Origin of the sequence: Mesonia ostreae, assembly GCF_031845265.1 — a bacterium.
In the GTDB taxonomy this organism is placed as follows: Bacteria; Bacteroidota; Bacteroidia; order Flavobacteriales; family Flavobacteriaceae; genus Mesonia; species Mesonia ostreae.
This window is the reverse complement of the sequence record NZ_JAVRBG010000012.1, coordinates 25,451-50,773: the sequence shown is the minus strand read 5'-3', so window position 1 is coordinate 50,773 and position 25,323 is coordinate 25,451. Positions and strand designations below refer to the sequence as shown.

The 25,323-nt window shown below is 36.2% G+C and carries 18 protein-coding genes; 12 read left to right on the top strand and 6 right to left on the bottom strand.

The window, feature by feature from the left end; all coding sequences use genetic code 11:
• Positions 1–37: 37 nt before the first annotated feature.
• Both RLT85_RS11950 and RLT85_RS11945 read left to right on the top strand, forming a co-directional pair.
• Positions 38–1,615 carry a phosphoethanolamine transferase gene (locus tag RLT85_RS11950; RefSeq protein WP_311402279.1) on the top strand — a complete coding sequence of 526 codons (1,578 nt, stop codon included), beginning with the start codon at positions 38–40 and terminating at the stop codon, positions 1,613–1,615.
• On the top strand, positions 1,612–2,703 hold the full coding sequence (locus tag RLT85_RS11945) for a glycosyltransferase (protein WP_311402278.1): 1,092 nt from the start codon (positions 1,612–1,614) through the stop codon (positions 2,701–2,703). The genes RLT85_RS11950 and RLT85_RS11945 overlap by 4 nt, the downstream gene beginning before the upstream one ends.
• Here the strand turns inward: RLT85_RS11945 and RLT85_RS11940 are convergent.
• From RLT85_RS11940 to RLT85_RS11930, 3 genes are read right to left on the bottom strand one after another with little or no spacing between them, the layout of a single operon-like run.
• Positions 2,690–3,631: a glycosyltransferase family 2 protein gene (locus RLT85_RS11940; RefSeq protein WP_311402277.1), complete on the bottom strand. Its 942-nt coding sequence runs from the start codon at positions 3,629–3,631 to the stop codon at positions 2,690–2,692. The two genes, RLT85_RS11945 and RLT85_RS11940, sit on opposite strands and share 14 nt — an antisense overlap.
• Positions 3,624–4,520 (bottom strand): glycosyltransferase family 2 protein, encoded by an 897-nt coding sequence (locus RLT85_RS11935; protein WP_311402276.1) that lies wholly within the window; start codon positions 4,518–4,520, stop codon positions 3,624–3,626. Before RLT85_RS11935 ends, RLT85_RS11940 begins: the two co-directional genes overlap by 8 nt.
• A 17-nt stretch (positions 4,521–4,537) precedes the next feature.
• Complete coding sequence (locus RLT85_RS11930; protein WP_308862707.1) at positions 4,538–5,221, bottom strand: cell division ATP-binding protein FtsE; 684 nt, start codon at positions 5,219–5,221, stop codon at positions 4,538–4,540.
• A 238-nt stretch (positions 5,222–5,459) separates the two neighbouring features.
• On the opposite strand from RLT85_RS11930, the gene RLT85_RS11925 reads away from it, so the two are divergent.
• From RLT85_RS11925 to RLT85_RS11900, 6 genes are all read left to right on the top strand, one after another.
• Complete coding sequence (locus RLT85_RS11925) at positions 5,460–8,483, top strand: tetratricopeptide repeat protein (RefSeq protein WP_311402275.1); 3,024 nt, start codon at positions 5,460–5,462, stop codon at positions 8,481–8,483.
• A 27-nt stretch (positions 8,484–8,510) separates the two neighbouring features.
• The gene (locus tag RLT85_RS11920) at positions 8,511–10,253 is read left to right on the top strand and encodes a TonB-dependent receptor (protein ID WP_311402274.1); all 1,743 of its coding nucleotides are present in this window, start codon (positions 8,511–8,513) and stop codon (positions 10,251–10,253) included.
• A 522-nt stretch (positions 10,254–10,775) separates the two neighbouring features.
• Positions 10,776–11,582: a hypothetical protein gene (locus RLT85_RS11915; protein WP_311402273.1), complete on the top strand. Its 807-nt coding sequence runs from the start codon at positions 10,776–10,778 to the stop codon at positions 11,580–11,582.
• 63 nt (positions 11,583–11,645) lie between these two features.
• Positions 11,646–12,446, top strand: coding sequence for a T9SS type A sorting domain-containing protein (locus RLT85_RS11910; protein WP_311402272.1), 801 nt, complete (start codon positions 11,646–11,648; stop codon positions 12,444–12,446).
• Positions 12,447–12,475: 29 nt separating this feature from the next.
• A complete protein-coding gene (locus RLT85_RS11905) occupies positions 12,476–16,798 on the top strand; it encodes a BspA family leucine-rich repeat surface protein (RefSeq protein ID WP_311402271.1) in 4,323 nt (1,440 codons plus the stop codon).
• Between the two features lie 73 nt (positions 16,799–16,871).
• Positions 16,872–18,491, top strand: a complete 1,620-nt coding sequence (locus RLT85_RS11900) for an amidohydrolase (RefSeq protein WP_311402270.1) — start codon at positions 16,872–16,874, stop codon at positions 18,489–18,491.
• A gap of 181 nt (positions 18,492–18,672) precedes the next feature.
• Here the strand turns inward: RLT85_RS11900 and RLT85_RS11895 are convergent, their stop codons facing one another.
• Positions 18,673–19,377 (bottom strand): class I SAM-dependent methyltransferase, encoded by a 705-nt coding sequence (locus tag RLT85_RS11895; RefSeq protein WP_375712354.1) that lies wholly within the window; start codon positions 19,375–19,377, stop codon positions 18,673–18,675.
• Positions 19,378–19,413: 36 nt separating this feature from the next.
• On the opposite strand from RLT85_RS11895, the gene RLT85_RS11890 reads away from it, so the two are divergent.
• The gene (locus RLT85_RS11890; protein WP_311402268.1) at positions 19,414–19,905 is read left to right on the top strand and encodes a YkgJ family cysteine cluster protein; all 492 of its coding nucleotides are present in this window, start codon (positions 19,414–19,416) and stop codon (positions 19,903–19,905) included.
• On the opposite strand, the gene RLT85_RS11885 is transcribed toward RLT85_RS11890, so the two are convergent.
• A complete protein-coding gene (locus RLT85_RS11885) occupies positions 19,902–21,143 on the bottom strand; it encodes an exo-beta-N-acetylmuramidase NamZ family protein (RefSeq protein ID WP_311402267.1) in 1,242 nt (413 codons plus the stop codon). The genes RLT85_RS11890 and RLT85_RS11885 overlap by 4 nt on opposite strands.
• A gap of 7 nt (positions 21,144–21,150) precedes the next feature.
• Between RLT85_RS11885 and RLT85_RS11880 the strand changes: the two genes are divergently transcribed.
• Entirely contained in the window at positions 21,151–22,392 is a 1,242-nt protein-coding gene (locus RLT85_RS11880; RefSeq protein ID WP_311402311.1) for an ABC transporter permease, read from the top strand.
• 15 nt (positions 22,393–22,407) lie between these two features.
• Positions 22,408–22,791, top strand: a complete 384-nt coding sequence (locus tag RLT85_RS11875; RefSeq protein ID WP_311402266.1) for an acyl-CoA thioesterase — start codon at positions 22,408–22,410, stop codon at positions 22,789–22,791.
• A gap of 94 nt (positions 22,792–22,885) precedes the next feature.
• On the opposite strand, the gene RLT85_RS11870 is transcribed toward RLT85_RS11875, so the two are convergent.
• Positions 22,886–24,121 carry a T9SS type A sorting domain-containing protein gene (locus tag RLT85_RS11870; protein ID WP_311402265.1) on the bottom strand — a complete coding sequence of 412 codons (1,236 nt, stop codon included), beginning with the start codon at positions 24,119–24,121 and terminating at the stop codon, positions 22,886–22,888.
• A gap of 157 nt (positions 24,122–24,278) precedes the next feature.
• Between RLT85_RS11870 and RLT85_RS11865 the strand changes: the two genes are divergently transcribed.
• Positions 24,279–25,259: a PLP-dependent cysteine synthase family protein gene (locus RLT85_RS11865; RefSeq protein ID WP_311402264.1), complete on the top strand. Its 981-nt coding sequence runs from the start codon at positions 24,279–24,281 to the stop codon at positions 25,257–25,259.
• Positions 25,260–25,323 lie beyond the last annotated feature (64 nt).

Genomic DNA, 25,323 nt, shown 5'->3' with positions numbered 1-25,323 from the left:
TATAGGTTTGCTTATTCACATGTAAAACCCGCAACGAATGCGTAACAATTTACAGTCAGATTTTTTTAGGTGGAGAGTAATTTTACTGTTGATCTATACTATAATTTTGGCTTTTCTATTAGAAATATCCATTCATCAGCTAGGACATTCTACTTTCTTAAATGTGTTGGAGAATATACTTTTCGGAAGTATAATCTACTTTTCAATTCTCATTTTAAATACTTTTACATGGAGTAAGTGGCTTGGAAACATGCTCTTAGTTGGCTTTTACCTGATTCTTCTCATTGAAACTGGATTGTATATTCTTTTTGAAACCCGATTCAATGCGAGTTATATTTATGTGATTCTCAATACCAATGCAACAGAGATGAGCGAATTCAGTCAGACTTTTTCTACCTATTACTTGCTTTGGTTGCTTCTGTTTTTAGTTCCTCTTTTTTCTTTTTTTCCGAAGAGGAAGGCTTCCGCGAAAGCGCTATCTAAAACTAAATTATTAATTAGTCTTGGATTCATCCTCATCTTAGCGGGGGCACTCAAATTCTCCAAATTAATCATCTATAATCTGCCCTACATTACGGTAAAATCTTACGTGCAATACAAGGAGCAAATTGAAGAAATAGAAAAATTTAAGACAGAGAATCCACAACTCGAATTAGAAACAAGTACCCAAAATGAGCTGATTGTGATTGCTGTAGGAGAATCTGCCAGTAGAAAACATATGCAACTTTACGGTTACCAAAGACCTACCAACCCCGTCTTGATGAAACAAGATTCTTTGCATTTATTTAACGATGTCATAAGCTCTCACGTATATACTATGGGTTCTATTTATGATGTTTTTACGCTTGCAAATTACGAAAATCCTAAAGCGTCAAAACTTCTTATGCATTATTTAAAAAGTGCAAATTATAAAACCTATTGGCTTTCTAACCAGCGTCCTGTAGGCTTTCATGATAATTTAATTTCCAAATTAGCTTCGGTATCTAATGAGACCACTTTTTTTAACTATTCTGAATTTAACGAGAATGGAACTTTCGATGAGGTTTTATTGCCTTTGCTTGACGAAACCATGCAAAAAGAAGGCAAAAAAGTAATATTTCTTCACCTTGCGGGAAATCATTATGCGTACAACAAACGCTATCCTACCAGTTTCAATTATTTTACTTCGGATGACGATAGCGAAAAAACAACCAACACTAATACGTACGATAACGCCATTCGCTATAATGATTATGTACTTTCGGAAGTATTGGACTTGATTCAGCAGCAAAACGAGAAGAGCGCTTTTTTATATTTTTCAGATCACGGCGAAGAAATGTATGATGTTTCTGATTATTTTGGGCATTTTGAAGATAAACCAACTTCTACCATGTATGAAATTCCTTTTATATTTTGGAAATCTCCGAGTTTCGAAACGCCTTCAGGTTTTACCCTAGATACGAGCAGGCCTTATATGTTAGACGACTTTCCACATACGCTTACGCATTTGATGGGAATTTCGGCGGAAGATTTGGAAACTTCACGCAGTATTTTTAGTGATTCCTTCCAGCCTAGAAAACGGATGATTCAAGATGGAACTGATTTTGAAGAGTTTAAAAAGAGCGAGAAAAAATGAGCTATCACATTGGTATTTTAGTAGAACGATTAAATGGAGGAGGGGCCGAGCGTGCCGCAGGAATTATATCCCAACTTTTGTCAGATTTAGGGCACAAAGTTTTTTTGGTGGTCTTGTTTGATGATGTAGCGTATTCTTACGAAGGGAAATTAATCAATTTAGGAACGTTTAAAGCAGGTTCTCGATCTGCATTTTCGAAATTAGGGAGGTATAAAAAATTGCAAAAAGTGCTAAAAGAGGAAAATCCTAATTTGATTTTAGATTTTAGAATGAAAGATTTTCCGCTAAGAGAAAAGTTATTAAATAGATTCGTATTTAACTATGCCATGATAAATATGGTGCGCAGTTATAGATTAGATTGGTATTTTCCTCAGCCTAAAAAGATTTCTCAAAAGCTCTATGCGGATTATACGGGAATCATCACTGTAGCAGAAGAAATAAAGAAGAAAGTGCAAAAGGAGTACGGTTTTAATCATGTAAACGCTATTCCTAATGCGATTGATTTAAAAAACATTCAACTTAAAGCTAAGGTAGAGATTCATCATTCAAAAGAATATGTGATTGCGGTGGGACGTTTTGCTTCCGTAAAGCAATTGGATCAGCTTATAGATGCGTATAAAAGCAGTCAACTTTTAGAAAAAAATATACAACTTGTTTTATTAGGAGATGGCCCAGAAAAAGAGAATCTATCTCAGCAAATAAAACATTTAGGTTTAGAAGAATGGGTAAGGTTAATTCCTTTTCATGAGAATCCTTTCGCGTGGATGGCAAATGCTAAATTATTGGTTTTAAGCAGTGAAAATGAAGGTTTTCCTAATGTGTTGGTAGAAGCTTTAGCCTGCGAGACGCCCGTGGTTTCTTTTAATTGCTCTTCGGGACCAAGTGAAATTATTCAACATGAAAAAAACGGTCTTCTTGTAGAAAATCAAAATTTTAAAGCCTTAACGGAAGCGATGAATCGAATGATAGATAATCAAGATTTATATGAGCGATGTAAAGTCTTTGCGCGACCCAGTGTAGATTGTTTTTCGATGGAGAATGTAAAAGAGTTATGGAAACAGTACTTATTTAAGCTTAATAGGGAGTAATTTTAACCCCTCTTTTTATCAAATAGGATTTAGCTTTTTTAAACTTCTTATACAACCAATACGGACTTTTAAGTAAGAGTTCTTGTTTGAAACTAAGCTGTGAAAAGTCGATTTCTCGCATAAATTTTTTAAACAATTTTTTATTTTGCTGATTTTTGAATTGGGAAGCGTAATAATACCTGCTCGCATTAAGATATTTTTTCAATCCTGAATGACTTTCCGCTTGACGGTCAAATTTCTTAAAATCAATTAATCTTTTTTGTTGAATTGTACTAGTTGTCATTTGATGAGGAATGTCTACATAGTACATTGCACAAGCTTTGTAATAATAGGCTAATTGAAATTGGGTATTGGCTCTTATATTAAAATCTAAATCTTCTCCTATATCTACTTGTGTATTGAAATCTCCAATTTTCTCCAAGGCTTTTCTAGAAAAAGCAACACAGCTATAGCAATAAATAGGATTAAATAAACTCGCGGTAAAGAAATCATCAATTTTCACATAATGGTTGGGTAGGGTAGATGCTGGAAGGTTTTTTACGGGATTAACGATATGGTTATTAATTTTCTCATCGTAATCGGTTCCATAAATATCACATTCGGGAAATTTTTTAGATAAGGTTTCGATACTAGATAAAAAGAAAGGTTTCCACTCATCATCTGCATCTAAAAAAGTAATTATTTCTCCCTTTGCACAAGCAATTCCTGTATTTCTTGCTGCGGAAAGACCTTTATTTACATCGTGTTGAAGAATTGTGATGCGTGCATCTTTTATTTCTTTTGCTAAAGTTAAACTCTCGTCTGTGGAGCAATCATTAACAATGAGTAGCTCAAAATTTTCTAGGTTTTGTTGCAATACAGAGTTTATACTTCGCTGAATATAATCAGCTTTGTTAAACATAGGTATGATCACCGAAAATCTAGGCATCTTTTTCGAGTTGAATTAGATGATAAAGTCGGTAAAGATCAAAAAGGCGTAACGAGGGTTTTGATCCCAATAAATTTCTTTCGATGCGACGTAAAGTGCTTTTAGAAAAGTAAGCAATCCCACGGTCTAATTTTGCCTTTTTTAACTTTTTATGAAAGGATAAAATTTTGATATAACTAGGGTCAATAAGTTCATGCTTTTTAAAATATAGAGCAGCTTCCAACGAATCTATAGACTTTTTTAAAAACTCTTTACTGCTTTCTATTCCTAAATGATAGACGGGGTTTTCAATATGCAAAATAGGCACTTTTGCTTCCCGTAGTTGGTACGAAAAAAGTGTGTCTTCGTGTCTTAAATTTGGAATATCTTCATTAAACTTAACTTTTTCAAAAACCGATTTACGTATTAAGAAATTAAGCGTAAGAAAAGAGACGTAAGGTTTTCTACTTCGTTTTTCGGTATTTCGGGCTTCCCTTAAATTGCCATAATGCCAACGTAAAAGTTGTGAAGAATCTGGTTTTTTGGGAGTATATTTAATTCCGCCGTAGATGATATCGTGATCTTCAGAAATAAATTTCAGATAATTTTTTATGAAATCATCTTTAATAGGCATTACATCGGCGTCTAGGAAAAGCAGCCAATCAAATTTTGCTGTATCTGCTAGGAGATTTCTAATTCTACTTCGTCCAATATTTACTTTTAGAATTTGGTAAGATGCGTTTTCTAAAGAATTTATTTCTTCGTTTTTTTCTCTTATAGAAATCAGTGGAGAGCAGTCATCTAGACAAAGGATTTCAAAATCAATTTTTTCAGCAGAAAGAAGTTGGTGTACTTTCTGTACTAAAGGAAAAATATCATAATTATAGGTGGGAATTAGTACAGAAATCATAAGATTTTTTTAAAGCCTTAAGCCGTTTTTTGAACTACTTCGAACACTTTTTGTCCGTCACATTTTAAAGTCTTCGACGGGTATTTTAATAAGAGCGCATAATCGTGGGTAGCCATAAGAATGGTGTTTCCGTTGCGGTTAATTTCTTGCAAAACTTCCATCACTTCTACAGAGGTTTGCGGATCTAAATTTCCCGTAGGCTCATCTGCTAGGATTAATTCGGGGTCGTTTAATAAAGCACGCGCAATCGCAATACGCTGTTGCTCTCCTCCCGAAAGCTGATAAGGATATTTAAAGTTTTTAGTTTTCATATCTACCTTATCCAAAACCTGATCAATTTTGTTTTCCATGGCCTTGGTTTCTTTCCAACCGGTAGCCTTCAAAACAAACATCAAATTGTCTTTAATAGTACGGTCATTTAAGAGTTTAAAATCCTGAAAGACAACGCCTAATTTTCTTCTTAAAAAAGGAATGTTTTTCTCTTTTAGTTGTCTTAAGTCGTGGCCTACAATACTGCCTTCCCCTTCCTTTAAAGGAATGTCTCCGTAAAGCGTCTTCATAAAGCTACTTTTCCCAGTTCCCGTTTTTCCGATAAGGTAAACAAAATCCCCTTTATTGATTTCTACATTCACATCAGAAAGGATGAGGTTTTCACGTTGGTAAACCGCAGCATTTTTAAGTTCTAAAATAGGATTTGACATACTCAAAAGTTTTAAGCCTTAAAGGTAATTGAATATTTGTAAACAAAAAATACAGTTTAAAAATCTCTGCGGAAAGATACTGGGATTTACTGCTTTTTCAGGGTTTTCGCTTATTTCTGTGGTGGCGAAAATCAGTAAAGCTGAAAATGTTTAACATTAACATAATTATCACATCAAAGTTTCGTTATCAAAATAGCAATTCAAGTATCTTTGATCCTTAAAATTAAATTCTAGCTGCATGTTAAAGAAAATTAGTCTTTGTTTGGCCTTAACGGCAAGTGTTTCGGTCCCAGTATTTAGTCAGCAAACCGCTATTTATACCAACGATTTTGCAGAATATAATAGAGCCATGGTATTGTTTGAAAACAACCAATACAAAGCGGCCCAAACACTTTTTCAAAAAGTGCAAGAGGAAGTAAGCAGCCAAGAGTTAAAAGCAGATTGTGCTTATTACATTGCAATTTGTGCAGTGCGTTTAAATCAGTCTAACGCAGATTCGCTTATGGAAGATTTTGTAAGTGAATATCCTACAAGTACGAAGCGAAATTCGGCTTACATTAATGTTGCCAATTATTATTTTACTAACGGAGATTACAATAGAGCCAGACTTTGGTATGAAAAAGTGGATGCCTCCAGCTTATCTAGAGCAGAAGCGCAAGAATTTAATTTTAATAATGGATACGCTTATTTTAAAGCGGGAAGAAAGGACGAAGCAAAAACCTATTTTAATCGTGTACGCGATAGCAAAGAATACGGTTCTCAGGCAAAATATTATTTAGGTTTTATCGCTTATGAAGGAGACGATTACCAAGAAGCAAACGATATGTTTGATGAGGTAAAAGGAGACGGAAGATTGGATAAATCGCTCTCTTACTTTCAAAGTGATATGAATTTTAAGTTGGGGAAGTTTGAAAAAGCCATTGAATTAGGAAAAGCGCAACTGAACCGTTCTAATCGAATGGAGCGTTCCCAATTAAATAAGATTATTGGGGAAAGTTATTTCAATTTAGAGCAATACGATCAAGCCATCCCTTACTTAAAGGAATACCAAGGAGATCGTGGAAAATGGAACAATACAGATTATTACCAATTGGGATACGCGTATTACCAACAAGGGGAATTTCAAAATGCGATTAACGAATTCAATAAAATTATAGACGGTCAGAATCATGTGGCTCAGAATGCGTATTATCATTTAGCAGAATCTTATGTAGAATTAGATCAAAAGCAACAGGCATTAAATGCGTTTAAAAATGCTTCGGAAATGGATTTTGATAAAAAAATTCAGGAGGATGCAGCTTTAAACTATGCGAAGCTGAGTTACGAAATTGGAAACAATTACAAGAGTATTCCCGAGGTATTGAATGACTTTCTAGAAAAGTACCCTAACAATTCCGCTACGACGGAAATTGAAAAATTACTCATCGATTCTTATATCACTTCAAAAAACTACCAAAAAGCCTTAAGCATTTTAGAAGGTAGCAATAAGTACAATGATAAGTTGGTGTACCAAAAAGTGGCTTATTATAGAGGAACTGAACTGTACAATGAAGGAAATTATTCGGCAGCTTTGGTGCATTTCAATAAATCATTAAAAGAGCGAAACGATGCTGTGTTTACGGCAAAAGCTACGTATTGGAAAGCAGAAAGCGATTATAACCTAGAGAATTACCAGTCGGCGTTAATTGGTTACAAAGAATTTATGGGAATGGCAGCAGCCAAGCAAACCAACGAATTTAAATCTATAGAATACAATATTGCTTACGCTTATTTTAAGAAGAAAGAATATGCCAATGCTGTGAGTCATTTTAAAGCTTATGCAGAAAAAGGCGATATTCCGTTAACTCAAAAGAACGATGCTTACTTGCGATTGGGAGATAGTTATTTTGTGACTAGCGATTACTGGCCTGCGATGGAAGCTTATAACAAATCGATTGGTTTAAAAGGAATTGATTCAGATTATGCGTACTTCCAAAAAGCCATCAGTTATGGTTTTGTAAATAGAAATGAAAGTAAAATTAAAGATTTAGAAAGTTTTATTTCTAAATATCCCAAGAGTATCTATAAAGATGATGCATTATATGAGTTAGGAAATACGTATGTGGCCGAAGAAAATTCCGCGGCAGCGTTAAAAGCGTATGCTAGATTACAAAATGAAGAAGCTTCGAGCTCGTTTGTGTCTAGGTCTTTATTAAAACAAGGACTTATTTATTACAATGATAACCAAGGCGATAAAGCTTTATCCAAATTTAAAAAAGTAGTAAGTGATTTCCCTAATACCGATGAATCAGTTCAAGCGGTGAAAACGGCACGAGTTATTTATGTCGACTTGGGTAGAACCGATGAATATGCGGCTTGGGTAAAAAACTTGGATTTTGTTGAGGTAGCCGATTCTGATATTGATAATGCGACTTACGAAGCGGCCGAGCAACAGTTTATAGAAAACAATACCAATCCTGCAATTAAAGGATTTGAGAAATATTTACAGCAGTTTCCTAATGGATTGCACGCTAATTCGGCGCACTTTTATTTAGCACAATTGCAATACAAAACCGATAAGAAGGCAGAAGCAGCTCCGCATTATGAATATGTGACTCAGCAATCCCGTAGTGAATTTACAGAGCAAGCTTTAGCGCGTTTATCGCAGATTTATTTAGAGCAGAAAGACAACCAAAAGGCGATTCCGGTTCTGAAACGATTAGAAACGGAAGCAGATTTTCCTCAAAATATCATTTTTGCACAATCTAATTTGATGAAATCGTATTTTCAGCAAGAGGATTATGCGCAAACCATTGTATATGCAGAGCGCGTGCTTCAAAATGGAAAGATTGAGAACAATGTTAAAAGTGACGCCCAGGTGTTTATTGCAAGATCTGCGATTAAAACGGGCGATGAAAACCGAGCTAAAAGTGCTTACCAAGAAGTTCAAAAAATTGCCAAGGGAGAATTAGCGGCAGAAGCTCAATATTATGAAGCTTATTTTTTAAGAAAAGAAACTAAGTTTAAAGAATCTAATGCTTCGGTACAAGTATTAGCAAAAGACTTTTCAGGTTATAAAAAGTATGGAGCTAAAGGATTGGTAGTTATGGCAAAGAATTTTTATGATTTAAATGATGCCTATCAAGCAACTTATATTTTAGAAAACGTCATCAATAATTTTGAAGCTTATCCAGATGCTGTAAAAGAAGCTGAAGCGGAATTGATTCGTATAAAAACCGAAGAAGCCAAGACCAATTCTTCTGTAGAAACACAACAAAACTAATTTTAAACACAAACTAATCTTTCTTATATGCAACGCATTTCATTAAGTAAAGTATTTATATACAGTATCGCATTTTTAGTAACAGGAGTCATTTTTGCTCAAGAAGAAGAAGGAGAAATTGATACTGAACGACTCATTATTGTAAAGCCTTATTCGCCCACGGTAAGTGATGCCTTTAAAGTGAAACAAGTTCCTGTAATTAATGACTCTACAGAGCGAAAGAAGAAAGCGGTAGCTTATGATATTTTTTCGTTTCCTGTAGCCTCTACATTTACACCAGCCAAAGGAACTGCAGCAGGAGTAACTAGAAAATCTGCTCCTAGATTGTACGATAATTATGCGTCTTTAGGCTTCGGAAATTATGCTAATGTGGCGGCAGAATTTTACAGTAACATCAACTTAGATCGCGGAAAAGAAGTTTTTATTGGTTTGGTACATAATTCTTCTCAAGGCGAAATAGATGAAGCTCGGCTAGATGATAAGTATTATGACACAGGTGTAGAAATAGGCTATAATGCCCAAGGAAGAGGCTTTACTTGGGGTGTAGAGGCTGGGTTTCAGCATCAATTGTACAATTGGTATGGAATCCCCGATTATTTTCAACCTACCAAAACTGAATTGGCACAGATAGATCCTCAGCATTCTTATTATGCGGCTACAGTTGGGGCACACGTAGATATGGAACAAGGAGTTTTTGATGAATCTAAATTAAAGTATAGAAGATTTGGCGATAACTTTGGAAGCGCAGAAAACCACGTAAAATGGATACCTAAGTTTGAATTTCCTGTAGTGGATCAAATGATAGGAACAGAACTTTCATTTGATTTTGTTAACGGAAATTTTGACGAAAGCTATGAAAATATTCCAGTAAGCAATCAGTATGGTTTCTTTAATATGGGTGTCGCGCCGAGTATTAAAATTCAGCAAGGAGATTTATCTGTGAATTTAGGAGCACAATTAGTATATTCTATGGATATTGAAAACGAAGATAATAATCTATATTTATATCCTAGGATTAGCGGTAGTTATCGAGTATCTGGAGATTATTTAATTGCCTATGCAGGGGCAGAAGGAGAGTTAAAACAAAACACTTATTATGAGTTTGCACAACAAAATCCGTATGTTTCTCCTACTTTAAGTGTGGCGCCAACAGATAAGCAGTATGATATTTACCTTGGCGGAAAGGGAAAATTTAGTGATCACGCGAGTTATAATATCCGTGGAAGCTATACTTCTGAAGCCAATAAGACTATGTTTCTTCATAATCCTTACATCGTAGGAAGTACGCCTAAAGAAGGTTATGAAAATTTCAACTCTTTTGGGGTAGTTTACGATGATGTAACTACACTGTCTGTTTTTGCAGAATTACAATTTGCGTTAAATGAAGATCTGAGTTTGAGAATTAACGGAACTTATAATAATTACAGTGCAGATGCACAAGACGAGGTGTGGAACTTACCAGAAATGGAAGGTTCTTTTGCTTTAGATTACCAAATAACAGAAAAATGGTTTGCTGGAGCCAGTGTCTTTGCGGTAGGAGAGCGTAATGTATTCTTAGATTACCAAGATGCGTTTAGTACCTATCAAACCAAAGGGAAATTAGATGGCTATGTAGATGCAAATCTTCGTGTAGGCTATAAAATTAACGAGCGTTTATCATTATTCCTTCGCGGAAATAATCTATTAACAGAAAACTACAGACCGTGGTTTGGATATCCTACGCAAGGCATACAGGTAATGGGGGGAGCAAGTTATCAATTTGATTGGTAACCACTTCAGGCTTGACCCAGAATCTCACACCCTGTCATCCTGGCCTTGACCTGGGATCTTATACTTGTATTCAAAATCGATTTCTAATCCCAAGTTTAACTTGGGATTTTTTGTTCCTTATCATTCCGGGCTTGATGGGAGATCAGACGTTCATATTCTAAATCATTCAAGGGTCAATTTCTAAACTTTAGGTTATAATTTGGGATTTTTCTATATCACCGCAAAATAGAAATTTGTTCTATGAAATTAATAATTTTGATGTGCAATGGTTTAAAATTGTTATGAAATAGTTAGTTTAGATCTATTAATTGTTAAAATAACATGGAAAATCTCTATTTGATTTCAACTTTATTGTTAACATTACTCATCCCTAGCACCCTTTCTGCCCAACAAGATGATTTCGAATGGTCCTGGGCGACTCGGGGCGGGGGGAGCAGGGCACTTTCCAATGGCTTCATTGGTCATAGCGATGTTCAAAAGGTTTATAACATTGCGATTGATGATCATAACAACTATTATTTTGTGGCTCAGATAGGTAGGGAAACCTCTCCTGGTACGGAACCTACTTTTGGAAATGTCCCCAATGATTCAATCGTTATACCAACTTATGATACTTATCCCTACGGATATAGTAGAAAAACCTATCTAGTTTCCACGACCTGTGATGGGGACGTCCGTTGGCACAAAAGTATTGGAGGAGCTGGCAGAACCTATGCCAAAGGCTTGAAAGTTGATGCTGATGGAGGGGTTTATATGGCTGGAAACGTATTTCAATCAGGTACAGGAGTGCCCCTGCATTATGACCAAGACAGTATTAAAAGTACGATAAGTGAAAAGAATATTTATTTGATTAAATACGACACCTTGGGGAACTTTAGATGGTTAAGGGAGCCCCAGACGAGTGTTACCGATCCCGAACTAGCAACGAGCGGAGAAATTTATGTAGAACCGGACGGAACGATACATTGGATGGTGGTGCTTGCCCCCAATGCCAATTTGGAGAACAGTGCAATAATGGCCCAAGATAATTACTTTCCTCCCACGGGAACTCAAGTTGGGGATGTCGGGGTGATACGCTATGACAAAAACGGAAACTTTTTGGGCTATACCCGTTTGGATATGGACATGTTTGGGTATACGAGCCATACTATACACAATATAGGCTTTACCTATGCCCCCTTATCTCAACACTATTATATAACGGTCAATACCTTTGGTGGGGATGGACATAAGACCATTATAGATGGACAAGAAGTAACCGGACTCTATTATTTGGCCACTTTTGACAGGGACACCGGGAACGTGTCCTGGCGGCATGAACATAATTGAATATACAATAACTGGCCTCGGTTAAGGGATGTAACGGTAGATGATGCCGGAAGTGTTTATGTGGTGGGTTCTTATTTAGGAGGGGATGTAATTGATGATTACTGCGAATTTGCAGGACATGCTTTTGAAATAGGTACAGGAGGCCCTTTTTGCATGAAATTGGATAACAATGGGCAAATACTTTGGGTAAGTTACCCTGCTGAGGCTAACCGGGCAGGGGAAAGCATTGCCGTAGGAGAAGATGAGGTTTTTCTAGGGCAGGGCTATGGTACTTTTGGAGGCGGGGGACATTATTGGGACGATGTTTATTTTGATCGCCCTTCGGGACATGGAGCTGATCCCGCGGTAATCCACTTGGACAAGACAACAGGCGAAGCCTTACAGATTTACGATATTATGGGGCCCGGGTATGGTGATGACGATGAAATTACGGCGGTTGCCGTGGATAAGCTAGGTAACGTTGTTGCCGGGGGCTATATGACAAGCCCTTGGTTGTTCGATGGTCATCCCGTAGTGCCCCAAATGGACAAAAGGAGCCCCAACCCCAGTGATTTTTTTATCGCGAAGTTGGGCAAGGACGGGGTGAGCTGTGACGATGAATGGATGGCAGTTAAAAAGGCAGCAGACACAGAGATAAGGCTGTGGCCCAATCCCACAAAAGGAAAACTGCACATAGAGATTGATGGAGTTATAAATGATATAAAAGTATATGATGTTACAGGACGGATATCCTTATCCAATCAATCCGTTGAAAAGGGGACGAACTCCACTGTATTGAATTTAAACGCTTTACCTGCTGGGATATATTTTATAAGGATTTTCACTTCAGGTCATCAACAAACTTTTAAAGTAATCAAAGAATAAAAAAACAACTCACCAAAATTAACCTAAAGATGAAAAAAACTTACTTTTTACTCATTTTCGTTCTTATATCATTTACTGGAACTGCACAAAACGCACCCTTCATTACCACTTGGGAGGTCGATAACACCAATGGTCTCAATATTAGCATTCCAACAACAGGAGTGGGTTATGATTATACAATAGATTTTGGTGATGGTTCCATATTAACCAATCAAACGGGAGATACTAGTCATACTTACGCCAGTCCTGGCGCCTATACCGTTAGTATTACGGGCGATTTCCCGCGAATTTATTTTGACGGAAGTACAGTTGTTATGGCTCGAAAAATAAAAAGTGTAGAGCAGTGGGGAGCTATTCAATGGCAATCCATGGCTGGAGCATTTTCTTTTTGCAGATACCTTAGTATTAATGCAATTGATACACCTGATTTGAGTCAAGTTACGGATATGAGTGAAATGTTTAAGAACGCCTATGACTTCAATAGCAATATAAGCAATTGGGATGTTTCTAATGTAACCGATATGTCTAAATTGTTTAGTTCAACTACTGCTCTGGGAATGAACTTTAATCAGCCTTTAAATAATTGGAATGTGGCTAATGTAACTGATATGAATTCCATATTTGCTCAAACCGTTTCTTTTAACCAAGCTTTGGATAATTGGAATGTCTCTAATGTAACCAATATGGAACGTATGTTTTATTTTAATTTGGTTTTTAATCAACCTTTAAATAATTGGGATGTTTCCAATGTTAATAACATGAAAGAAATGTTTCACTTGTCCAATAGCTTTAACCAACCACTTGATAACTGGGATGTTTCAACTGTGACAGACGTGTCTTCCACGTTTAATGGAGCCAGTGATTTTAATCAGAATTTGAACAGCTGGGATGTGAGTAATGTAACTGATATGCAGTTTATGTTTAGTGAAGCAGATAACTTTAACCAACCTTTATATAATTGGGATGTTTCTAATACAACTAATATGAAGAACATGTTTAGTTTTGCTAATAGTTTTAATCAAAATATCAATGTTTGGGACGTCTCAAACGTTACTGATATGACCGGAATGTTTGCTGGAGCATATGCTTTTAATCAACCGCTTAGCAATTGGAATGTTGCCAACGTAACTTCAATGGGAGATGAGTTAGGGGTTATAGTTGGTTATGGAGGAATGTTTGAAGGGGCTAATACTTTTAATCAAGATCTATCCAATTGGAATGTTTCCAATGTCGAAAACTTTGCAGGCATGTTTTCTTCAGCTGATGCGTTTAATCAAGACTTGTCCAGTTGGGATGTTTCCAGCGCTACAACCATGGCCAGAATGTTCAATTTAGCCATAAGTTTTAATCAACCTTTAAATACCTGGAACGTTTCTAACGTTACTAACATGAGCAATATGTTTGGCAGAAATCCTGTTTTTAATCAATCTTTATCCAATTGGGATGTTTCCAGCGTTACCGACATGACCAGAATGTTTTTTGAAGCTACGGCGTTTAACCAGGATATTTCTAGTTGGGATGTGGCCAATGTGGAATTTATGGGCGGAATGTTTGCCGATGCTTCCGCATTTAATCAAGATATTTCTACATGGGTATTTCATACAAACCTCTCATTTGATGTTTACAATGATGTCGGTTTTCTTGAAAATGCTGGTTTAGACGTGCAAAACTACGATTTGCTCTTGGCACAATTTGCATCCTTAAACCTAAATGATAAAGTATTAGGAGCAGATGGCTTGGAATATTGCGATACTACTTCAAGAAATCAATTGATTACCAATTTAGGTTGGGTTATTAATGGAGATACACCATCCGCAGGCTGCACCACTCCAATAGATCCCTTTATTACTACCTGGGAAGTTACCACAGGAGACTTAAGCATCACTATTCCTACAAACAACAGCAGTGGTTATTATAGCTATAAAGTTGATTTTGGAGATAGCACCGTACTAACCAACCAAACCGGCGATGCCAGCCATACTTACACCAGTCCCGGTACGTACACCGTAAGCATTACCGGTGATTTTCCACGAATCCATTTTTCCAGTAATTTCGGGATGCAAGCAAAACTTAGAAGTGTAGAACAATGGGGCGATATTCAATGGCATTCCATGGCTTGGGCATTTAAAGGTTGTGACTACCTGGTTCTAAATGCTACCGACACTCCAGATTTAGCCCTGGTTACTGATATGACCGGAATGTTTGCTGAGGCATCGGGCTTTAATAGTGGCAACCTTAACAGCTGGGATGTTTCTACGATTACCAATATGAGTCAACTTTTTAAAGAAGCATATTTATTTAATCAGCCTTTGAACAATTGGGATATTTCCAACGTAACTGATATACATGCTATGTTTGAAGAAGCCTATTCTTTTAATCAACCGATATTCAATTGGGATGTTTCCAATGTGACTGACATGTCAACTATGTTTAAGAATGCAAACTCATTTAACCAACCAATTGATAATTGGAATGTTGATAATGTTACTGACATGAGCGATATGTTTTACGGAGCTTTTACCTTTAATCAACCGCTGAACAACTGGAATGTTTCTAATGTAACTCATATGAATTATATGTTTTATGGAACTTCTTCTTTTAATCAAACTATAGCCAATTGGGACGTATCTAATGTTGAACTGATGCGAGCTATGTTTAGGAATGCAACCGCTTTTAACCAAGACCTGTCTGCATGGAACTTTAATCAAAATGTTCTTTTCAACTATCTTAGTCTCGGTTTTCTCGATAACTGTGGGTTAGATGTTCATCATTATGATGCTTTATTAGCACAATTCGCTTCGTTAAACCTAACCAGTAAAAGTTTAGGGGCAAATGGATTGAACTATTGTGATATCAACACTAGAAATGAATTGATTACCAATTTAAACTGGACAATTGAAGATGATTCATTATTTGTAGATTGTAATTTGTTTAGTCCTGATGCTTTTATCACCACCTGGGAAGTTGATGCTACTAACGGTCTTAATATCAGCATTCCGACAACAGGAACGGGCTATCAATACAATATAGACTTTGGTGACGGGACAGCTTTAGGTAACCAAACTGGTGATGCCAGCCATACCTACGACAATCCTGGGGTTTATACCGTCCGTATTACAGGAGATTTCCCCAGAATACATTTTTACAATTCGGGGATGGAAGACAAACTAAAAACGATTGAGCAATGGGGAACTATTGAATGGCAATCGATGGAAAAGGCATTTAATGGATGTACACAACTTACCATTAATGCAACTGATGCCCCAGATTTAAGTCAAGTAACCGATATGAGCCAAATGTTTTCGCAGTGTGAAAACCTTAATACACCGCTTAACCACTGGGATGTTTCCAACGTTACCAATATGTCCTCCCTGTTTAATGGTGCAACTATTTTTAATCAGGGTTTAAGTAATTGGGATGTATCGAATGTTAGCGATATGAGTCATATGTTTGGTTTAGCAGAAGCATTTAATCAGCTGCTGAATAATTGGGATGTTTCAAGTGTAACGAATATGACAGGATTATTTTTGAGAGCAGACTCATTCAACCAACCCTTAACTATGTGGGATGTTTCTAATGTAACAAACATGCAAGGGATGTTTGGCTTCACCGAGACTTTTAATCAACCCTTAGACAATTGGGATGTATCCAACGTTACCAACATGTCGGGTATGTTTATTGGAACAACTGCATTTAACCAGCCACTTAATACTTGGAACGTTTCTAATGTTACCAATATGGATGGGATGTTTGAAGGAGCAATTAGCTTTAACCAACCCCTTGATAACTGGGATGTTTCAAATGTTTTAGATATGGGGGTAATGTTTGGGGGAGCAGTTTCTTTTAACCAAGATATTTCTTCATGGAATTTTAACAGTAATATAGATCACTTTGGTGAAACCTTTAGTAATAGCGGTTTAGATATCCAAAATTACGATGCAGTATTGCAGCGCTTTGTTCAATTGGGGATTACCAATAAAGTTTTAGGGGCTCACGAACTGTTTTATTGTGATGAAATTGCGCATAACGAACTTACCAACAATTTAGGCTGGACAATTATGGGAGACAGCTTCCACAATGATTGTGAGATGATTGTTGAGGAAGATGTTACAATTGTTCAATTGAATATTTATCCTAACCCTACAGATGCTAAGCTATATATTGATTCTAATCTTCCCTTAAATCAAGTAAATGTATATAATCTTCAAGGGAAAACTCTAATTTCTTCCAATGTTGAGGGGAATAAAAAAAGAAAGGTCAGTTTAAATGTTTCAAGTCTTTCTTCGGGGGTCTATTTTGTAAGGGTAATTGGTAATGGTTTAGAAGATACCTATAAAATCATTAAAAAATAGTTAAATAGAATATATTGATTTAAAAAGCGTTTGTCATTGGCAAACGCTTTTTATTTTTGTAAAAAATAACTCCATGAAGAAAATATTATTCCTCTTTATATTAATAAGTCTACAAGCTTGTCAAAAGAAGCAACAGGTAGATTTAATTGTTAGAAATGCAAAAGTCTACACCGTAGACGGTAAATTTAATATAGCTAAAGGTTTTGCCGTAAATAATGGGAGAATTATAGAAGTAGCCGATGCAGAAGAATTACAGTTAAAATATAAAGGGAAAGAGGTTTATGATGCTAAAGGACGTACGGTTTATCCTGGGTTTATAGATGCCCATGCACATTTTTACGGTCTAGGTTTACAACTTCAAAAAGTAGATTTAACCAATACCAAAAGTTATGATGAGGTTGTAGAACGTATTGTAAAATTTCAAGAAAAGAATCAAGTTAGTTTTATTACAGGAAGAGGATGGGATCAAAACGATTGGGAGGATAAAAATTTTCCAACTAAAGATACTTTAGATAAATTATTTCCTAACACTCCTATTGCAGTTACCCGAATAGATGGACATGCCTTATTAGTGAATCAAAAAGCCTTAGATTTAGCAGGAATCACGCCAAATACAAAAGTGGAAGGCGGAGAAATAGAATTGAAAGACGGAAAGCTTACGGGTATTTTAATAGATAATCCCATGAGCTTGGTGCATACTATTATTCCTGAGCCAAGCAAAGAGGAAGCCATCAATGGCTTACTGGAAGCTCAAAAGATAGCCTTTAATTTAGGACTTACCACGATTGATGATGCAGGCTTAAGAAAAGATGCTATTATGCTTATAGATAGTTTACAAAAATCTGGAGATTTGAAAATGCGTATGTATGCGATGGTAGAAAATGAAGAAGAGGACGTAGATTATTTTCTGAATAAAGGAATTATGAAAACAGATAGGCTTCACGTTAGATCTGTCAAAGTTTATGCCGATGGAGCCTTAGGATCACGAGGAGCAGCCTTGAAAAAACCATATTCCGATAAGAAAAAACATTTTGGAGCTATGGTGATTGGTATAGATGAGTTTAAAAAACTGGCGGCTAAAATAAGTAATACCGAATATCAAATGAATACGCATGCCATCGGAGATTCTGCAAATGTGGTGGTTTTAAAAACCTATGATTCTGTATTAAAAGGTAAAACGGATATGCGCTGGCGTGTTGAACATGCGCAAATTATTGGAAAAGATGATTTTAAATACTTTAGCGGAAATATTATTCCTTCGGTGCAACCTACGCACGCAACGAGTGATATGTATTGGGCAAAAGACCGACTTGGAAAGAAACGTTTAAAAAATGCGTATGCCTATAAAAAGCTATTAGACCAAAGTGGAAAAATTGCGTTAGGAACCGATTTTCCTATTGAAAAAGTAAGTCCGTTTTTAACTTTTTATGCTGCGGTAGCGCGACAAGATGTGCATCAGTTTCCAAAAGACGGATTTCAAAAAGAAAATGCGCTCTCTAGAGAAGAAACGCTTCGCGGAATGACCATTTGGGCAGCCTATGCTAATTTTGAAGAACAAGAAAAGGGAAGTATAGAAAAAGGCAAGCTAGCCGATTTTATAGTTTTAGATCAAGATTTGATGAAGGTAGAAGCGAAGCTTATTCCTAAAACTAAAGTGATTGCTACTTTTGTGGGCGGAGAAAAAGTACATTAAAAATAGATTTATTAATGAAAATCGTTGTTCTCGATACAAAATTTTTGAAAAAATTTATACACTTTTTCTTCTGGAAAGGGCTAGGATGAGGTAGAATAGTTATGATTTCATCCTCTCCTAAATCCTCCCCCGAGGGAAGGACTTTAAAACACCGCTTCTAGATTACGACCAGAATTTTGTATTAGTTTAGTCGCAGCTCGGCTAGATAATCGTAATGTTCTCCTTCTTGGATAAGTCGGTAGGAGAAACCATTGCTTTCTGCGGCGAGTTGAAGCGAGTTAAAATCGAGATACAACCAATCAAAGGGAGCAGAAATCTCGTTTTTATACTGAATTTGATACCTGAGTTCCCCATAATACTGAGAAGAGTCTACCCAAATGGAGCCATCTTCTTCCTTATCGAACAAATAATGCAAGTCTGAAGAATCTAATAAAACCTTTCCGTTAGTATTGAGAATGTTTTTAAGGTGTTCAAAAAAATGAGTGAGATTTTTTAGTTTTCCCACAATTCCAATCCCATTCATCAACATAAGAATGGTATCAAATTTTTCTTTTTCATCAAAGAAATCTTGAACCATTGCATTTTTTATTCCGCGTAAGCGAGCTACTTTTATGGCTCCTTGTGAAACATCTATGGCTTTAACATCCATTCCCTTTTCTTGCAAGATCAACGCATGACTTCCCACGCAACAACCCACATCTAAGATTTTTCCGTTGGCAAGCTGTAAAGCCTTCTGCTCTAATTGAGGCATCTCTTTGTAGGTTCTAAACAGGTAATGGGTCGGGATTTCATCATCATCAAAATCGTCTGCGATCACTTGGATGTTTTCTGCATCTTGTTTATTAAAGTGATCAATTACAGCTTGACCAAAAATATCGGGTACAATCAAATTTAGGATTTTAGATTATTTATATTTGCGGCTATGGATGAGGTTTTAAAAAACTTGCCAAAGCAAGCCAAAGATAAACATAAGGAGAACAAAAAGTTTTTTTCTAAGCTTAAAAAAAAGCCGCCAAAGCATTTAGACGTGTTGATGCAAGAATTGCACGATGATGAATTTGAGCGCACAGACTGCCTTACTTGTGCCAATTGCTGCAAAACCACTGGTCCTTTATTTACCGATAAAGATGTAAAGCGTATTTCTAAGTTCTTTAAAATGAAACCACAAGCCTTCGTTGAAACCTATTTGCGTGTCGATGAAGAACAAGATTATGTGTTGCAACAGGTGCCGTGTACCTTTCTAGGGGATGATAATAAGTGTTCTATTTATGACGTGAGACCAAAAGCTTGTGCAGAATTTCCGCACACCGACCGCAGAAAGTTTCAGCAGATTTCACATTTAACCTTAAAAAACGTAGCCATTTGTCCCGCTGCATTCAATATTGTAGAGGAAATGAAAAAGCGCTTGCCTTAAGGGTAAAGTACGTAGTTTTGTCTCATCGCATCATAAGATTTTAAACCTTCTTGCCAGCTGTCTCTAATTTCTTGGGCAGTCCATCCTTTTTCTATTTGCTGTTGCAGCTGTTGGGTTCCCGCTAGTTTACTGAAGAAGGAAGTGAAAAAGCTTTCTTTCTTACTAGAATGTTGATAGGCTTCTAAGAGCCATTTTAATTCTATTTTAGAAAGAAGCGGTTCTTGAGTTAAATCTTTGCCATAACAAAGCTCACCTTCATTTTTTGGGTGTTTTGCGCCTTCGTTAGGTTGCGGCGTATATTGATAATCAAAATATTTTGAATCCAAACCTGGCGAACCAAATACCTGAAATTGATGAGGCGTTCCTCTACCCGCATTTACAGGAGAACCTTCAAAAAAACACAAACTAGGGTAGAGGTTAATCGCTTGATCGTTGGGTAAATTAGGCGATGGTTTTATAGGCAAAGAATAGGAAGTTTGCTTGGTATATTTTTTCATTTTAATGACCATCAAATCGCAAATTAGGTTGTTGGCGAGCCAATTTTCACCATTAATCATTTGAGCATATTCTCCAATCGTCATTCCGTGAACGATGGGAATGGGGTGCATTCCCACAAAACTTTGGTGCTTCTTTTCTAAAATAGGTCCGTCTATATAATGGCCGTTAGGATTAGGTCGGTCTAAAATTAACACCGTCAAATTTTTTTCTGCGGCAGCTTCCATCACATAATGCAGCGTAGAAATATAGGTGTAAAACCGAACGCCTACATCCTGAATATCAAAAATTAAGATATCAATGCCGTCTAGCTGTTGTTGGGTTGGTTTTTTATTACTTCCGTAAAGGGAAACAATGGGAATACCTGTTTTGGGATCTACACCATCTACTACTTTTTCTCCGGCATCGGCTTTTCCTCTAAATCCGTGTTCTGGAGAAAAGGCTTTGGTCACGTTGACGTCTAAAGAAATTAAAGAATCTATTAAGTGTGTGTAGCTTCCATTTTCTCTAAATATGACCGAGGTTTGATTGCCTATTACACCTACTTTTTTACCTTTTAAAAGCGGCAAGTAAGCTTCCGTTTGGTTGGCGCCTAGAATCAATTTCCCCTTTTTTGTAGGAAGAGGAGTTGTTTTTGCTTCCGCGGAAGCGTGAGAAGGAGATTTTTGAGTTGACGGACTAATGCATGAAACAATAGTTATGGCAACGATAAAAAATGTATTTTTGAAAAAATGTAAAACCATAGGAAGTTTGAATTTTGAATTCTTTATTTCTAAGCGTTTAATAAGCGCAAAAGACTATAAAAGTAGCATATCGGCACCAATTATAAAAATTGCGGTGGCGGCAATTGCTATTGGCGTGATTATGATGTTGGTTTCAGTCGCTACAAGTGTGGGTTTACAACAAAAAATTAGAGATAAAATTGCGGCTTTTAACGGCCATATTACGGTAGGTAACTTAAATAATAACAATTCTCAAATTTCGATTAAGCCTATTTCTTCGGAACAAGATTTTTATCCAAATTTTGATGAGGTAGACGGCATAGATCACATCCAAGTGGTTGCCACCAAATACGGAGTGATTCGCACCGAAACTGATTTTGAAGGGATTGTGGTAAAAGGTGCTGGCGAAGATTACCGCTGGGATTATCTTAAAGAATATTTGGTAGAAGGAAAATTACCTTCGTATTCCAAAGAGAAAAAATACAGCGAGGAGATTTTGTTGTCTTCCTATATGGCGAACCGACTTGGGTTTGAATTGGGAGATCAATTGGTGGTTTATTTTTTAAACGATACCAACCAAAAGAAACCTAGACTCACGGCTTTTAGAATTGTTGGAATTTATAATTCGGGATTTCAGGAATTTGATGAAACTTTTTTAATTGCAGATATTTCTCAGATACAACGTCTTAATAAATGGGAGGATAATCAGATTGGGAATTTCGAGATTTTTATAGATGATTTTGATCAGATTGTGGAAAAAGGCGGTGAGGTGAATCAGCATATCAATACTTTTTTAGAGGCCAAAACAATTCAACAATCCTACCCTTCTATTTTTGAATGGTTGTCTTTGTTCGATTTTAATGTAGCGCTCATTATTGGTATTATGATTATTGTTTCGGGAATCAATATGATTACGGCTTTATTGGTGCTTATTTTGGAAAGAACGCCTATGATTGGGATGCTGAAAGCTTTGGGAAGTAACGATTGGAGCGTAAGAAAAATCTTTCTATATAACGGAGCTTATTTAATTTTAAAAGGGCTTTTTTGGGGAAATCTCATTGGTCTCGGCCTTTTATTTCTACAGAAATATGCGAAACTTATAAAGCTTAACCCCGAAACCTATTATGTCACGGAAGCTCCCGTCTACCTTTCTTGGGAATACGTCCTGCTTATTAATTTAGGAACGTTGCTTTTATGCTTGTTGATGTTGCTATTGCCTTCGTATTTAATCACTAGAATCAACCCAAGTAGGGCGATTAAATTCGAATAAATAATTCAAAATTGTATGACTTTAAAAGAGAAAATAAATCAGTCTAAAACAACCATTTTCAAAGCTGTATTTCCTAATACCACCAATCATTATGATACGCTATTTGGGGGAACTGCCATGCAATTGATGGATGAAACGGCTTTTATCACCGCTACGCGTTTTAGTAGACAACCTATGGTCACGGTGAGTAGTGATCGCATCGATTTTAAAAAGCCAATTGCGGCAGGTACTATTGTAGAGCTTTGCGGACGAGTAACCTATGTAGGAAATACAAGTCTTAAAGTTAGAGTAGATATTTATGTGGAGCAAATGTATGAGGAGCACAGAGAGAAAGCGGTCTCTGGAGAATTTACTTTTGTTGCGATGGATGAGAATAAAAAGCCGACTCAAATTTTGTGATTTTAAGTTTCTATATGTAAAAGTAAATCATGTATCTAGACAAAAAAGGAGTTGCCTTTTGGTGCAACTCTTAAAAGAACAACTAGTTGGCTATTTAGCGTTTAATAATCTTCTTAGTAAGTAAAAACCGACTGGTTTTTATTTTCACCACATACATTCCTTTAGATAAAAAATTGAGATCTAAAGCTTTGTCGGAACGGAGTTTTTTGGTAATGATTTTTTTTCCATTTATATCATAAATTGAGATTATAAGTGGTTGAGAGACATGTTTGAAATCAAAATGAAGCTCGTTTATAACTGGGTTGGGATACAGGGAGATTTCATTTTGTTCTTTTGTTGTTACTCTAAGACTTTGTGATAAGGTAATAGGTGGAGTGATGTGAGCGTAGTCAGGAGCATCTTCATTGGTGATTCTTCCTATATAAACTCCTTCATCTGTTTCTTGAACATTGGTGATTTCATACATTAAAGAAGTGGCTCCTGTTATTTTTTCTCCGTCTTTATACCATTGATAAGTATTAGCTGCGGAAGTATTTTTATTATTTCCAAAATAAATAGGAGTATCACTCATGGTAAAGGTAAGGTCGTCTCCTACACTAAACGTAATGAATTCCTCTTCATCTTCTGTTAGCTGTGGAGAAAAATGAAAGCCTGTAACATTATCGATGTAGGTGAGTAGATGATCATCAATATTATCGTAAGTAAATAAATTGTTCTGAATCATTAAAGTATCTAAAGGTAATGCCGTTAAATCTGGAAGATCCCCTGAATATTCACTACTTTTCCAAGCAGGGTATCCTTCATAAGTTCCAAAAATTGAGCCTTGTAAATACAATTCTTTTAACTGGGTTAAATTTTGGAAACTTAGCGGAATGTTTCCGCTAAGACCACATTGATTCAACCATAAGATTTGTAGGTTGGTTAGATTTCCTATTTCAGTAGGAATAGTACCAGAGAATCCGTTAGGTGCTAAATCTAAAATCTCGAGATTACTAAGGTTTCCTATTTCGGTAGGAACAATACCTGTTAAGTTGTTTAAAGGTAAATGCAATTCAACCAAATAAGGAAAATTCCCTATTTCTGTAGGTAAAGTTCCGGTAAGATTATTGTCTACCAAAACAATAGCAGTTACATGACCATTGTTCACAAAAACTCCATGCCACTCTTCAATAGGAACCAAAAAATCTAACCAATTACTGTTGTCGATCCAGTCATCTCCGTTGGTGCCGTTGTAAAGAGCAGTAAGAGCATCTCTTTCAATTTGTGGCTGAGCGTAGTTGTTATGTATTCCTAAACTAAGCACTAGTAATAAAAGTAAAAACTTGTTCATGAGATTAATTTTTAAAGATTAAGAGTTTGAAGATAAAAGTTAACTTGTTGATCTTTAATACCCAATTCTGGGTATAATTTCTAAAATACTCTCTTTTTATACTCCATTTTACTACTGTAAAATTCTTTCTTACCTTTGCGATCTTAAAAAACAGAAAATGGATTATAAAGAAAATATATTAGGCACTATTGGGAATACACCATTAGTGAAGATAAATAAGTTGGCAGAAGAAATTCCGGCTTTGGTTTTAGCTAAATACGAAACTTTTAATCCGGGGAACTCTGTTAAAGATCGTATGGCAGTTACCATGTTGGAAGATGCTGAAAAACAAGGACTCATAAAGCCAGGAGGAACTATTATAGAAGGAACTTCAGGAAATACAGGAATGGGTCTTGCTTTAGCGGCTATTGTAAAAGGTTATAAAATGGTTTGCGTAATTGCAGACAAGCAAAGTAAAGAAAAAATAGATATTCTTAGAGCGGTAGGAAGTGAAGTAGTGGTTTGCCCTACCGATGTAGAACCAGATGACCCTCGCTCTTATTACTCAACCTCAAAGCGATTGGCTGAAGAAACCCCCAATTCTTGGTATGTCAATCAATATGACAATCCGTCTAATACTAAAGCCCACTATGAGAGTACAGGTCCAGAAATTTGGAAACAAACCGACGGGAAAGTAACCCACTTTGTGGTTGGTGTAGGTACTGGAGGAACTATTTCTGGAGTTGGAAAATACTTAAAAGAACAAAATCCTAATGTGAAAGTTTGGGGAATAGACACCTACGGTTCTGTATTTAAAAAATACCATGAAACGGGAGAATTTGATGAGAATGAAATTTATCCGTACATTACTGAGGGGATTGGAGAAGATATTCTTCCTAAAAATGTAAATTTTGATGTGATTGATGGGTTTACTAAAGTAACCGATAAAGACGCCGCAGTCTATACGCAGCGCCTATCTAAAGAAGAAGGTATGTTTTTAGGTAACTCTGCGGGAGCAGCGATGAAAGGACTTTTACAGTTAAAAGAACACTTTACCAAAGACGATGTAGTGGTGGTGCTTTTTCACGATCACGGGAGTCGTTATGTGGGTAAAATGTATAATGATGATTGGATGAGATCTCAAGGTTTTATAGATTAAAAAATACCAAAATCCTGCTTTTAATGCAGGATTTTTTTTGACTTATTTTAGAAAATAACAAGGA